At 61.0% G+C, this 11,768-nt stretch carries 14 protein-coding genes; 5 read left to right on the top strand and 9 right to left on the bottom strand.

The genetic code is table 11. The features are described 5' to 3' along the window. On the top strand, nucleotides 1-638 hold a 638-nt coding region (locus AC6RA8_RS15445; protein WP_500353692.1), incomplete at its 5' end, for a ferredoxin--NADP reductase. 86 nt (nucleotides 639-724) lie between these two features. Here the strand turns inward: AC6RA8_RS15445 and AC6RA8_RS15440 are convergent. Both AC6RA8_RS15440 and AC6RA8_RS15435 read right to left on the bottom strand, forming a co-directional pair. Next, nucleotides 725-1,570: an aminoglycoside phosphotransferase family protein gene (locus AC6RA8_RS15440; protein ID WP_500353690.1), complete on the bottom strand. Its 846-nt coding sequence runs from the start codon at nucleotides 1,568-1,570 to the stop codon at nucleotides 725-727. 104 nt (nucleotides 1,571-1,674) lie between these two features. After that, nucleotides 1,675-2,544, bottom strand: a complete 870-nt coding sequence (locus AC6RA8_RS15435; protein ID WP_500353688.1) for a translation initiation factor 3 — start codon at nucleotides 2,542-2,544, stop codon at nucleotides 1,675-1,677. A 174-nt stretch (nucleotides 2,545-2,718) separates the two neighbouring features. On the opposite strand from AC6RA8_RS15435, the gene infC reads away from it, so the two are divergent. Further along, nucleotides 2,719-3,291: a translation initiation factor IF-3 gene (gene infC, locus AC6RA8_RS15430; protein ID WP_229801303.1), complete on the top strand. Its 573-nt coding sequence runs from the start codon at nucleotides 2,719-2,721 to the stop codon at nucleotides 3,289-3,291. A 67-nt stretch (nucleotides 3,292-3,358) separates the two neighbouring features. Here infC and AC6RA8_RS15425 read toward each other — a convergent pair whose 3' ends face one another. Continuing rightward, the gene (locus tag AC6RA8_RS15425; protein ID WP_500353686.1) at nucleotides 3,359-3,724 is read right to left on the bottom strand and encodes a phasin family protein; all 366 of its coding nucleotides are present in this window, start codon (nucleotides 3,722-3,724) and stop codon (nucleotides 3,359-3,361) included. A gap of 326 nt (nucleotides 3,725-4,050) precedes the next feature. On the opposite strand from AC6RA8_RS15425, the gene AC6RA8_RS15420 reads away from it, so the two are divergent. After that, on the top strand, nucleotides 4,051-4,800 hold the full coding sequence (locus tag AC6RA8_RS15420) for an SDR family NAD(P)-dependent oxidoreductase (protein ID WP_500353684.1): 750 nt from the start codon (nucleotides 4,051-4,053) through the stop codon (nucleotides 4,798-4,800). On the opposite strand, the gene AC6RA8_RS15415 is transcribed toward AC6RA8_RS15420, so the two are convergent. The 6 genes from AC6RA8_RS15415 to AC6RA8_RS15390 all read right to left on the bottom strand — a co-directional run bounded on the left by AC6RA8_RS15415 (nucleotide 4,797) and on the right by AC6RA8_RS15390 (nucleotide 11,134). Further along, nucleotides 4,797-5,237: a hypothetical protein gene (locus AC6RA8_RS15415; RefSeq protein WP_500353681.1), complete on the bottom strand. Its 441-nt coding sequence runs from the start codon at nucleotides 5,235-5,237 to the stop codon at nucleotides 4,797-4,799. The two genes, AC6RA8_RS15420 and AC6RA8_RS15415, sit on opposite strands and share 4 nt — an antisense overlap. Further along, nucleotides 5,234-6,025 (bottom strand): FAD binding domain-containing protein, encoded by a 792-nt coding sequence (locus AC6RA8_RS15410; RefSeq protein WP_500353679.1) that lies wholly within the window; start codon nucleotides 6,023-6,025, stop codon nucleotides 5,234-5,236. The genes AC6RA8_RS15415 and AC6RA8_RS15410 overlap by 4 nt, the downstream gene beginning before the upstream one ends. A gap of 94 nt (nucleotides 6,026-6,119) precedes the next feature. Beyond that, on the bottom strand, nucleotides 6,120-8,483 hold the full coding sequence (locus AC6RA8_RS15405; protein WP_500353677.1) for a xanthine dehydrogenase family protein molybdopterin-binding subunit: 2,364 nt from the start codon (nucleotides 8,481-8,483) through the stop codon (nucleotides 6,120-6,122). Between the two features lie 90 nt (nucleotides 8,484-8,573). After that, entirely contained in the window at nucleotides 8,574-9,059 is a 486-nt protein-coding gene (locus AC6RA8_RS15400; RefSeq protein ID WP_189368599.1) for a (2Fe-2S)-binding protein, read from the bottom strand. 117 nt (nucleotides 9,060-9,176) lie between these two features. Then, nucleotides 9,177-10,169 (bottom strand): molybdopterin-binding protein, encoded by a 993-nt coding sequence (locus AC6RA8_RS15395; protein ID WP_500353675.1) that lies wholly within the window; start codon nucleotides 10,167-10,169, stop codon nucleotides 9,177-9,179. Further along, nucleotides 10,166-11,134, bottom strand: a complete 969-nt coding sequence (locus AC6RA8_RS15390; RefSeq protein ID WP_500353674.1) for an XdhC family protein — start codon at nucleotides 11,132-11,134, stop codon at nucleotides 10,166-10,168. The genes AC6RA8_RS15395 and AC6RA8_RS15390 overlap by 4 nt, the downstream gene beginning before the upstream one ends. A gap of 163 nt (nucleotides 11,135-11,297) precedes the next feature. On the opposite strand from AC6RA8_RS15390, the gene AC6RA8_RS15385 reads away from it, so the two are divergent. Together AC6RA8_RS15385 and AC6RA8_RS15380 are read left to right on the top strand one after the other, a co-directional pair. Then, entirely contained in the window at nucleotides 11,298-11,540 is a 243-nt protein-coding gene (locus AC6RA8_RS15385; RefSeq protein ID WP_189369296.1) for a BolA/IbaG family iron-sulfur metabolism protein, read from the top strand. After that, nucleotides 11,540-11,768 (top strand): hypothetical protein (locus tag AC6RA8_RS15380; protein WP_500353672.1); only part of this gene is annotated, 229 nt, incomplete at its 3' end. The genes AC6RA8_RS15385 and AC6RA8_RS15380, both read left to right, overlap by 1 nt.

The following is an 11,768-nucleotide window of genomic DNA, read 5'->3' as shown; positions in this document are numbered from 1 at the left end:
TGCTGCGCGCCTATTCCATCGCGTCGCCATCCTGGGACGAGGAACTGGAGTTCTATTCGATCAAGGTGCAGGACGGCCCGCTGACCTCGAAACTGCAGCACATCCAGCCGGGTGATGAGATCATCCTGCGCCCCAAACCTGTGGGCACGCTGGTCCATGACGCCCTGCTGCCCGGCAAGCGCATCTGGTTCTTTGCCACCGGCACGGGCTTTGCCCCCTTTGCGAGCCTGCTGCGCGAGCCGCAGACCTATGAAGATTATGACGAGGTCATCATCACCCATACCTGCCGCGAGGTGGGAGAGCTGACCTATGGCCGCGACCTGATCGAGAGCCTCAAGCATGATGAACTTCTGAACGAAGTGATTGGCGAAGGGTTCTGGAAGAAGATCAAATACTACCCCACCACCACCCGCGAAGAGAGCCCCAAGATGGGCCGCATCACCGACCTGATGAAATCTGGTGAAGCCTTCAAGGATCTGGGTGTGGAGCCGCTGAACCCTGAAAGCGACCGCGCGATGATCTGCGGTAATCTGGCCTTCAACCTCGAACTGAAAGAGATGTTCGAGGAGTATGGGCTGGAAGAAGGCGCGAATTCCAAGCCTGCGCACTACGTAGTGGAAAAGGCGTTTCTCGACTAATTAAATGGGCGGAGGACACCTCCGCCTCACACCTTTTCTCGTGAGCCGGTATCTGCCTGCCATCTTTGCTTTTATTGCTAGGCAGGTCATACCAACTGCGCGCGAACAGAAAGAACGGTTTCGATCAGCGTTGCGTCCGGTGCTGCCTCAGTTCCGATACAGCCGCTATAGCGCCATGTGGCGGACATCCCGATTTGCACCACAGCCCAGTCCAGCAGATGTGACGGCGCCAGACCACTCGCCGCACCCCAGTGTCGAGCCCGCCGGGCAATGACACGTGGGTCGCTATAGACATCTTCGGCTCCAATAGGGTTGCGAAACGCATTGGCAAATTCGTAACCGAGCGGGCCAAGTACCCCTTTGGGATCTATGACCAGAAAACCGCGGGCACTGTTGCGGATGTTGTCGTGGTGTAGGTCGCCATGTAGAGGAACCTGCTCTGGCTTGTCGTTGAGCAGACTGTGCCCAAGATCCTGGGCCGCACGCATTGTTCGCCGTATGATCTTGGGGCAATCCGTGTCAAAACGCGTATGCAGGAGCGGTTGCATCCGTTCGTCCAGCCTGTGCAGGTTGTCGGGCACTGCAACAGGTTGCATGTGCAGCCGCATCACCACGTCAGCGAAGCGCGCCGTGGCTTTGGTATCGTCGCCGTCACGGACCAGGTCGCCGAGGTCGGGACCGGGCAACCATTCCATCAGTACAGCATCGGATTGGCGGGCGTGAACCCTGACTGCCCCCTGCCCGTTCCAGGCTTCAAGCAGATCAAGCCCGGGCGTTTCATCCTGCACGTGCTGCACCGCTTTGTAGCGTTTGAGGCAAGCGGTTGTTCCATCGGCTTGCACAACCCGCCAAATGTGGGCGCGCTCAGTCTCGGCCACCAGGTGCGGGTCGGTGCATGCAAAGACACGGAGAAGATCGGGCGGAGGTGTCACGATATGGATGGCATTATCTCACGAAAACACACTTGCCAACGGGCAGATACAACAAGGCCGCACTTGTGGAACAAGCGCGGCCCATTACAGAGTTTCAGGATGGGTTAAAGACCCATCGCGCCTTTCAGCTGGTCCAAAAGGCCTTGCAGCACTTCGGGGTTGTTTTGGGCTTGCTCGATCCCGGCCTTGAGCGTGGTTTTCTGCACGACACTCAGCGCTTCGGAATTGTCGATCATCTCGGCCACCTTGTCGAAATCGAAGCCGTCAACGGTCAGCAGATCGGCGATGCCGCCATCTGTTGCAGTTTCAGTTGCTTCGCTTGCGGTGTCTGTCGTTGCATCCGTCGCTGCGGTGGCCGTGTCTTCTGCGGCGTCCGTCGCTTCGGTTGTTGCGTCTTCCACAGCACCGGTCGCGGCATCTGCTGCATCGGTCGCGGCATCCGTTGTGGCGTCGACTGCATCGGCAGCACCTTCGACGACATCCGTGGCTGTCTCGGTCGCCGCATCAGCCGCTTCAGATGCGGTTTCAGTTGCGGCATCCGCTGCCTCTGTTGCCGTCTCTGTTACTGCATCCACAGCATCGCTGGCCGCATCTGTTGCGGCGTCAACTGCGTCTGCCGCGGCGTCCGCTGTATCTTCGACCAGGTTCTGTGCGCCTTCGACAGCGTCCGCTGCTGCATCAGCGACACCTTCGGCTGCGTCCGCCGCTGTGTCGGCCACAGCATCCGCGGCCGCTTCGGCGCCTTCCGCCACGGCTTCGCCCGCATCTGTTGCCGCATCCACGGCTTCACCCACGGCGCTTTCCGTCGCCTCTGCCGCTTCACCGACAGCGTCGCTTGCGCTTTCCAGCGCTTCGGGTGCGTTCACGGCATCTGCGGCTTGCGTTGCCACTTCTTGAGGGGTCTGACCCGAGTACAGCAGATACGCCCCACCCGCGATCACGACCGCCACGATAATCCAAATGAGATTCCTCATTGTCCTCTCCTTTTGTCCGCGGTCACCCCCTGTGACCGTGTCTTGACACTCGGGTGTCAGATGCGCGGGCCGGTGAAAAGGTGCAAGGGGGAAAATTCCTGATTTCGGCGCAGGATGGCCGATTCTGAGGGTTGAAGAAAACCGGGCCAAAGGGTACGTTCTGGCCTCAGATTTTTGAACGATCAAAGGACGACCACCATCGCTCGCAGACCACACAACGCGCCGCCGCAACGCGACACCGGCCCGCGCGTCAATGACAAGATCCGTGCTAATGAAATCCGCCTGATTGGCGCCGATGGCGAAAATGTCGGTGTTGTCACCCCCGCCCGCGCCATGGACATGGCTGACGATGCCGGGTTGGACCTGGTTGAAATTTCGCCAAACGCCAATCCACCTGTGTGCAAGATCATGGATTTCGGCAAGTTCAAGTACGAGACGCAAAAGCGCGAAGCCGAAGCCCGCAAGAAACAGAAGATCATCGAGGTGAAGGAGGTGAAGTTCCGCCCCAACACCGACACCAATGATTACGATGTGAAAATGCGCAACGTTTTCAAGTTTCTCGAGAACGGCGACAAGGTGAAGGTCACCCTACGGTTCCGAGGCCGCGAGATGGCGCACCAGAACCTCGGGAGAGAGTTGCTGGAACGGGTGGCCGAAGACACCAAGGAGATCGGCAAGGTCGAAAACTTCCCCAAAATGGAAGGCCGCCAGATGGTGATGATGATCGGGCCGCTGCCACAGAAGTAACGACCAGTTTCGACTGCAAGTTTGAAGGGCGTCGCTTTCGCGGCGCCCTTATTTGATGTCTGACCGCCTAGACGTTCACATTCTCATTGGTTTCGTCATCTTCTGACGGTTCGAACAGTTTCGAGCTCAACTCGATCATCTTGCCCGTTTCCGCGGCGTACTGATCAATCGCCTTTTGCAAAAAGGCCAGTTGCAGGTCCTGCACCTCCGAGGGCGTCCTGGCGTGGAGCAACGAGTGCTGCAGCGCAACATCCTCGCGAACACGCTCGGCAACAAACGTCATCCATTCAGCGCCCATATCACTCATCCGTTCAATTGATGAGCCGCCGAACCAGTTGAGCGCGCCAAGGCCCGCTGCCTGCCATTGAGCCATGGCATCGACCATGGTTGGTTGGTCTGCTTTATCTGGGTGTTGGTCTTTGCGTTTCATCATGCGCAATCCTCCCTGTGGCGGGATTATGCTAGCACGGGTGGTGCCTGCGTACCTTGATGACCGTCACAATTGACGTCTGCACGCGGCCCATTGCCGAAAAAAGAGGCCAACATGCGTTGGCCCCTTGCTCAACCGGGTATCAGGTCTGCGGATTGGCAGCCGTTTCAACAACGATCGCGGCATGAACGAAGCCTCCCTCCTTCCCGGATCGGATCTGTGTCGCATGCGGAACTTTTGAATGTCTGGATGTGAGCGCTCACAGACCGAGCCTTGACGTTACCCGGGGCGCATTCGACAAGGGTCCGTCATCAACGGAGCCAGAGACCATGCCAGAATTCGCCCGCTACCCGAGCCTTGAAGGCACACCTGTCCTTGTCACCGGCGGCGCGTCCGGCATTGGTCGGTTGACGGTCGAAGCCTTTGCAGAACAAGGGGCAAAGGTTGCGTTTCTGGATAGGGATGCCAACGGCGCGGCAGAGGTGACAGAGACGACCGGTGCCATCCATGCCTTGTGTGACTTGCGCGACATTGCAGCCACGCGGGAAGCGATCGCGGATCTGGCCAAGCAGGTTGGCCCCTTCTCTGTACTGGTCAACAACGCGGCGCGTGATGACCGGCACAACTGGCAAGACGTGACGCCTGAGTATTGGGACGAACGGATGCAAACCAACCTGCGGCACATGTTCTTTGCCATCCAGGCAGTCGCCCCCGGCATGATTGAGGCTGGCGGCGGGTCGATCATCAACCTCGGCTCCAATTCCTGGTGGGAAGCCGGGGGCGGCTTTCCCGCCTACACCACGGCCAAGGCTGCCGTGCATGGGTTGACCCGCACCATGGCGCGTGATCTGGGCGACCACCGCATTCGGGTGAACACGGTTGTTCCCGGCTGGATCATGACGGACCGGCAAAAGGAGTTGTGGGCGACCCCCGAGGCGCTTGAGGTGCATCGTGCGCGCCAATGCCTGCCCGACCTGATCGACCCTGTCTACGTGGCGCGGATGGTGCTGTGGCTGGCCTCGGACGATGCTGCCATGTGTACGGCCAACAACTTCATGGTCGAAGCGGGGTCGATCTAGGGCAGTGCAACACCCGCGGTCCTGGCATCATCGAACAACTCCCGCAGATGACCGAATTCCGCCACAAGCACGCAGCGCGTGCGGTTTGTGTCCTCGCTGAAGCGGGCACCACAGAGCATCCCTGACGCTTCCCGCTGGACGGTCGTATCCAACAGCGGCTCAAGCAGTTCCGCATAGCGCTGCATAACCATCGTCAGGTCGTTAAAACATGCTTGGGCGGGTCCGCTCTCCGACCCTTCGCATCTTGCGATTGCCAGAGACAGGCAATGGGTTTGCATCGGCGCGCGCAACGCGTCTCCCAGACCATCGACAGCCTTGGCACAGCCCACAATGTTGGCCCGTTGGAACTGTATGTCCTCCGCGAGCAGACTGCAGGGAAAAAGCAAAAGGGCCGCCGCAAGGCAGCCCTTCCATAGTTGACTGGAAGCGAAATTCACGCTGCCGCCGCAACCGCCCGCTTGGTCATCACAGCGCAAAGATGCGCGCGATACTCACCTGTGCCGTGCAGGTCGCTGATCATGTCGTCGCCGGACAGGCTCAACCCATCAATGGCATCTGCCGAGAAGTTGGACGACAGCGCCGCCTCCGCCTCGGTCCAGCGGAACACACCGTCATTGCTGGCCCCGGTGATCGCCACGCGCACACCGTCCGCATATTTGGCGACGAACACGCCCACCAGTGCGAAGCGCGAAGCGGGTTGCACGAACTTCTGGTAATTCGCTTTCTCCGGCACCGGAAAGCGCACTTCGGTGATGATCTCGCCTTCGTCCAGCGCCGTGGCGAACATACCCTGAAAATAGTCGTCTGCAGCGATCTCACGCGTGTTGGTCTTGATCGTGGCGCCCGAGCCCAAGGCAGCCGCTGGATAGCAGGCCGAAGGGTCATTATTGGCAAGGCTGCCACCGATGGTGCCGCGATTGCGCACGGCCGGATCACCGATATGCGCCGCTGTCGCTGCCAATGCAGGGTAGCCTCCGGCCTCTGCCGCAACAGTGGCGTGGTTGGTCGCCCCACCCACACAGATTGATCCGTCTTCTCCGGTGCAAATGCCGCGCATCTCGTCGATGCCCGACAGGCTCACCAGCTTGTCCGGGCTCGCCAGGCGTTGCTTCAGCGTAGGGATCAGGGTTTGCCCGCCCCCAAGCGGCTGGCTCTCGGTACTGTCCGACAACTCCTTGACCGCATCTGCGATCCTGGTCGGTTTTATGACGTCAAAGTTGTACATCTCTTTGTCCTTTCTTCGGCGAAGCGATCCATATTCATTTCGCTAAGTAAACCGCAGGGGTCCGGGGGCTGGCCCCCGGTCCCGCACTTTCCATTCAGCCGTTCATTGCCGTCCAAACCCGGTCGGGTGACAGCGGCATGTCGATATGGGTCACATTCTTGCCCGCCGACTGCAGCGCATCGACTACGGCATTGACCACCGCAGGCGGTGAGCCGATGGCCCCCGCCTCACCACAGCCCTTCACGCCCAACGGGTTGTGCGTACAGGGCGTCTGGCTGGAGTGATCCACCGCGAACATCGGCAGATCGTCGGCGCGTGGCATAGCGTAGTCCATGTAGGACGCACTCAGAAGCTGGCCGTTTTCGTCATAGGCGCAGTTTTCCAAGAGCGCCTGACCAATCCCCTGCGCGATGCCGCCATGGACCTGACCCGTCACGATCATCGGGTTGATGATATTGCCGAAGTCATCGGCGGCAGCGAACCGTTCGATGCTCACCTTGCCTGTGTCCGGATCCACTTCAACTTCACAGGCATAAGCCCCTGATGGATAGGTGAAATTTGCCGGGTCGTAGAAGGCCGTTTCCTCAAGCCCCGGTTCGATATCTTCAAGCGGGTAGTTGTGCGGCACGTATGCGGCAAGGGTCACATCGCCCCACGCCACGGACTTGTCGGTGCCCGCAACGGAGAACGCACCGTCCTTCAGCTCGATATCGGCCTCGGAGGCTTCGAGCAGGTGGGACGCAATTTTCTTGGCCTTGTTGATGATCTTTTCGGTCGCACGGACCATGGCCGAGCCGCCCACCGCGATGGAGCGGGAGCCATAGGTGCCCATGCCCATCGGTGTGTTGGCGGTGTCGCCATGCACGATCTCGACCATGCTCTCGTCGATGCCGATCATCTCGGCCACCACTTGGGCAAAGGAGGTTTCGTGCCCCTGCCCGTGGCTGTGAGAGCCGGTCATCACAACAAGGCCGCCGGTGGCGTTCACGCGAACGGTGGCACTTTCATAGAGCCCGGCGCGCGCGCCGAGTTGCCCTACGAGGTTCGACGGTGCGATGCCGCAGGCCTCAATGTAGCAGTTCACGCCCAAACCACGCAGCTTGCCGTTCTTTTCGCTTTCCGCCCGGCGGGCTGCGAAACCAGCGAAGTCGCCCATCTCTTCCAGCTTGTCCATGGTACCGTGATAGTCGCCGGTGTCGTATTCGACGGCGACCGGCGTGGCATATGGGAATTCCGTGATGAAGTTCTGGCGGCGCAGCGCAATGGGATCGACACCCAGCTCGCGTGCGGCCTTGTCCACCACACGCTCCAGCTGGAACGTTGCCTCCGGCCGTCCCGCGCCACGATAGGCGTCGACAGGCACCGTGTTGGTGAAGACCGCTTTGACGTTTACGTAGATCAGCGGGGTCTTGTAGTTCCCCGCCATCAGCGTGCCGTGCAGCCATGTGGGCACGGACGGCGCGAAGGTGGACAGGTACGCGCCCATATTGGCATGCGTTTCGGTGCGGATCGCGGTGAAGTTGTTGTCCGCATCCAGTGCCAGCTCGATCTTGGTCACGTGGTCGCGGCCATGGGCGTCGGAAATGAACGCTTCGGACCGGCTCGACGTCCACTTAACCGGACGGTTGCAGGCTTTGGCTGCGAAAGTGCAAAACGCTTCTTCCTGGTAGTGGAAGATCTTGGTGCCGAAGCCGCCGCCCACATCGGGCGCCACGACGCGCAGCTTGTGCTCGGGGATACCGAGAACGAATGCGCCCATGAGTAGCCGGATCACGTGCGGGTTCTGCGACGTCGTATATAGCGTGCTGTCGTCGGTGCCTTTTGCATAGTCACCAACAGCCACACGAGGTTCCATCGGGTTGGCGACAAGGCGGTTGTTGACCAGCTCAAGCGAGGTCACATGTGCCGCATCTTCGAACGCTTTGTTCACGGCATCCTTGTTCTCTTCAACAAAACCCCAGTCGTAGCAGAGGTTGTCGTTGAGATCGTCGTGCACCTTGGTGGCGCCGCTTTCAAGCGCGGCTTTCATATCCACCACGGCAGGCAGTTCGTCGATGTCGAGCACGATGGCTTCGGCGGCATCACGGGCCTGTTCGGCGGTGTCGGCCACAACGGCAGCGACAGGTTCGCCCACATGCCGGACCTTGCCTTGAGCTAGGATCGGGTGCGCCGGTTCCTGCATGGGCTGTCCATGACGGTCGGTGACCTGCCAGCCGCAGGGCATACCGCCCACGCCCTCAAAATCCGAGCCGGTAAAGATGCGCACCACACCGGGCATTCCGGCAGCGGCTGCGGTGTCGATGCTTTTGATCGTCCCATGCGCGATGTCCGAGCGCAGGAAATGCACATAGGCCTGGCCACGGATGTTGATGTCGTCGGTGTAATTCCCGGCCCCTGTCAGGAACCGCACGTCCTCGCGCCGCTTGCTGCTGGCGCCGATGCCTCCGTCTTTTGGCATGTTGTTATTCCTCCCTGTTGGCGTGGCGCGCCTCCCCGCGCGCCTGCTGACTGACAGCCCGGAAGGATATCCGGGCTGCGGAATTTGGTGCTATTCGGCGGCGATGGCCGACACGTCCTGACCGCTGGCCGCCATGATCGCCTTGACGATGTTGTGGTAGCCTGTGCAGCGGCAGATGTTGCCCTCAAGGTACTCCCGCACTTCCGTCTCGGTCGGCTTCGGGTTGTCCTTGAGCAATGCCGCCGCCGACATCACCATGCCGGGCGTGCAGAAGCCGCATTGCAGGCCGTGGTGATCCTGAAAGGCCTGCTGGATCACGTTCAGCGAGCCGTCCGCGTTGGCCTGACCTTCGATCGTGGCCACATCGGCCCCTTCGGCCTCAACAGCGAGCATGGTGCAGGATTTCACGGCCTGCCCATCCACATGCACCACGCAGGCGCCACATTGTGACGTGTCGCAGCCCACGTGGGTTCCTGTCAGCATCAGCTGGTCGCGCAGGAAAGACGACAGCAATGTGCGTCCCTCGACCTCGCCAGACGCAGCCTTTCCGTTCACGGTCATCGAGACCTGTGCCATGGCATCCTCCCTTTTGGCGTTCTTGTTGGTGTCGAGTTAAGCATGGGTCGTGGCAGTTGAGAACAGAAATCTTCGCCGCAACCGCGAAATCGCAAGATCGCGCAGTGCCTTAGCATCTCAGCCCTCGCGGGGTCTGGGCCGGGTCGGAATTTCCTTGAGCAACCCGCCAACCCCCATCTGCGCGATGTCTGCAGGCGTCAGGTCCACGCCACAGATTAGCCGTTCCAGCACCCAATCAGCACCATTGAGCGCCGGTGAGCGCGCGCATCCGGGCAGGCCGATCACCGGCCTGTCCCGATGCGTTCCGAAAAAAAGCAGATTGCCGGGATCAACTGGCATGCCATAGGCGGTGACGGTCCCACCCGCGTCGCGCACCGCCGCAGGGGCGACATCCTGTGTATCCGATGTGGCAGATGCCGTGAGAATGAAAACAACCTCGCCTTCTGCGTCTGCGACAGCTTGGGCCAACGGGGCGTCGCGATGCGGCACCACGACCCGGGGCGTGAGTGAGACATTCAGGCGGTCGAGCCGACCGGTCAGCGCGGCGCGGCCTTTAGACGACGGTTCGGCATTGCCAACCTGCGTTTCAATCAACGTTGCGCTTGCGTATTGCGGGTTCAGGATGCGGATTGCATGGGCCGCATCCGCTGTCGCCTTGTCCAGCGCGTCCTGCGACACGGCATAGGATATGATCTTGATCGTGGCGACCATGGTACGCGCATCGACGCGATGGAATGGCGGCACCGTGGCGATGGTGATCATGGGATCAACAGCATTGATGCGCGAGAGCCGGTCCACATCCAGCAGGGCGACACCCGGGCCCGTCGCGTAGAGGTTCACGCGCCCTGCCCCTGCCGCACTGATGCGCAGCCCCTGTTCCTCTGGCGTTGGCACGACGGCAGCAGCCAGGGCTTCGGCGGCGCCGTTTTCTTCGATATCGCCTGGGTCGAGTGCTGCGACCGTCAGCGTGTCGTGGCCCGCTGCTGTCAGTTCTGCAATGTCGTCATCAGTCAGCACGGTTCCCTTGGACACGCGCCGGGATTGTCCTGCCAAAGAGTGTGCAAGCGTCGTGCCAAGCGCATTCGCTGCGGGCCTGGGACCGAACTTCATGCGCCTTGCCTGAGCGTTGCCACCATTTGGGCCAGGATGGATACCGCGATCTCTGGCGGGCTGGCCGCACCGATGTCGAGACCGATCGGCCCTTTGATCCGAGCGATCTGGTCCTCGGTGAACCCTGCCTCTTCCAGCCGGGCCACGCGTTTGGCATGGGTGCGTGTCGAGCCGAGCGCGCCCACATAAAACGCCTCGGACTTCAACGCGATGTGGAGCGCCGGGTCGTCCAGTTTCGGGTCGTGGGTCAGCAAAACCAGCGCAGTGCGGGCATCCACGCCGATCTCGGCCAGCGCGTCGTCCGGCCAATCATTGATGACCCGTTCGCCGGGAAAACGATCTGCGGACCCAAACGCTTCGCGCGGGTCGATAATGTATGGGTCATAGCCCGCAAGCTTTGCCATGGGGACAAGCGCCTGAGCGATGTGCACACCGCCGACAATGGCCAGTCGCAAGGGCGGGTTGTGGATGGCGACGAAGGTTTTGCCATCCTCCTCCATCCCTGTGCGGTCATTGGCAAAGCGTGCCGCGTGACCATCATGGTCCAGCCGTCTGTCCCAGCTTTCGGTGTCGACCACATATGCCGCCCGCTGCCGTGACGCGCGCGCCGCGACCAGCGCCTCCAGCGTGTCGGTTGGCATGGCAGTGCCCACAGGTTCCACGAGAATCTTGATCGTGCCGCCACAGGCAAGTCCAACCGCAAAGGCGTCGCCGTCGCTGACCCCGTATTCAAGCAGACGAGGCTTGCCGTCTTCGAGCGCTTCCATCGCCTCGACCACAACGGCGCCTTCGACGCAGCCGCCCGAGACAGAGCCCATCATGTCGCCAACGCCCGACACGACCATCTGGGCGCCTGCGCGGCGTGGCGCGCTGCCCCAGGTTTCGATCACGGTGGCAAGGGCGGCCCCCTTGCCTGCTTTGATCCATTCCAGCGCCCGTTCCGGCGCGGTTTCAACCGACGACATCTGATCCGTCCATTTTTGCTGGTTCCATCCCACGCAAAGCGTATGCGGTGCCTTTGCGGGAACACAACCCTGACTTAAGCACAGGGTGTTGCGCGCGCTTATGCTTGCGCGTGCCCCGCCTGCGGCCTACATCCGTAAGCAAGACCAGCCGGAGACCAGCCAGATGCCCATGCAAGCCCAAGAGATCGAAGACCTGATCCGCGAGAGCTTTCCCGACGCCAAGATCACCATCACGGACCTGGCGGGTGACGGAAACCACTATTCGGCCGAGGTCATCGATGCATCTTTTGCCGGTATGAACCGCGTGCAACAGCACCGGGCCGTGACCAAGGCGCTAAAGGGCAAGATGGATGGCAGCCACGGAGAGTTGCACGCACTGGCCCTGACCACGAAAGCGCCAGGCTGATGGATTGGACCTTTATCCTGATCGTGTCCGCACTGATCGTGGTGGTCGCCATTTTGCGCGCCGCGCAGTCGATCCGTCACGCGCGCGGAACCGAACGGGGCAGCCTGCCCGGCAAGGGCCATCACATCATCGACGCCGCCTACCATTCCGGTGGTGGTGGCGGTGGCCATTCGACACAGTATCGCGTCCCGCGCGACCCGCAGGACTATGCCAAAACCTTTATTCCCA

The sequence above is a fragment of the Tateyamaria sp. genome (genome assembly GCF_059783535.1).
Note: the sequence above shows the minus strand (reverse complement) of the source record. Positions and strands in the feature narration are given on the sequence as shown.

Excerpts from the sequence above, each read along its gene's own strand:
- AC6RA8_RS15405 (WP_500353677.1), bottom strand. The coding sequence starts at position 8,483 with ATGCCAAAAGACGGAGGCATCGGCGCCAGCAGCAAGCGGCGCGAGGAC.
- AC6RA8_RS15425 (WP_500353686.1), bottom strand. The coding sequence starts at position 3,724 with ATGATGAAACGCAAAGACCAACACCCAGATAAAGCAGACCAACCAACC.
- AC6RA8_RS15390 (WP_500353674.1), bottom strand. The coding sequence starts at position 11,134 with ATGTCGTCGGTTGAAACCGCGCCGGAACGGGCGCTGGAATGGATCAAA.
- AC6RA8_RS15395 (WP_500353675.1), bottom strand. The coding sequence starts at position 10,169 with ATGAAGTTCGGTCCCAGGCCCGCAGCGAATGCGCTTGGCACGACGCTT.
- AC6RA8_RS15435 (WP_500353688.1), bottom strand. The coding sequence starts at position 2,544 with ATGAGGAATCTCATTTGGATTATCGTGGCGGTCGTGATCGCGGGTGGG.
- AC6RA8_RS15420 (WP_500353684.1), top strand. The coding sequence starts at position 4,051 with ATGCCAGAATTCGCCCGCTACCCGAGCCTTGAAGGCACACCTGTCCTT.
- AC6RA8_RS15400 (WP_189368599.1), bottom strand. The coding sequence starts at position 9,059 with ATGGCACAGGTCTCGATGACCGTGAACGGAAAGGCTGCGTCTGGCGAG.
- AC6RA8_RS15410 (WP_500353679.1), bottom strand. The coding sequence starts at position 6,025 with ATGTACAACTTTGACGTCATAAAACCGACCAGGATCGCAGATGCGGTC.
- AC6RA8_RS15385 (WP_189369296.1), top strand. The coding sequence starts at position 11,298 with ATGCCCATGCAAGCCCAAGAGATCGAAGACCTGATCCGCGAGAGCTTT.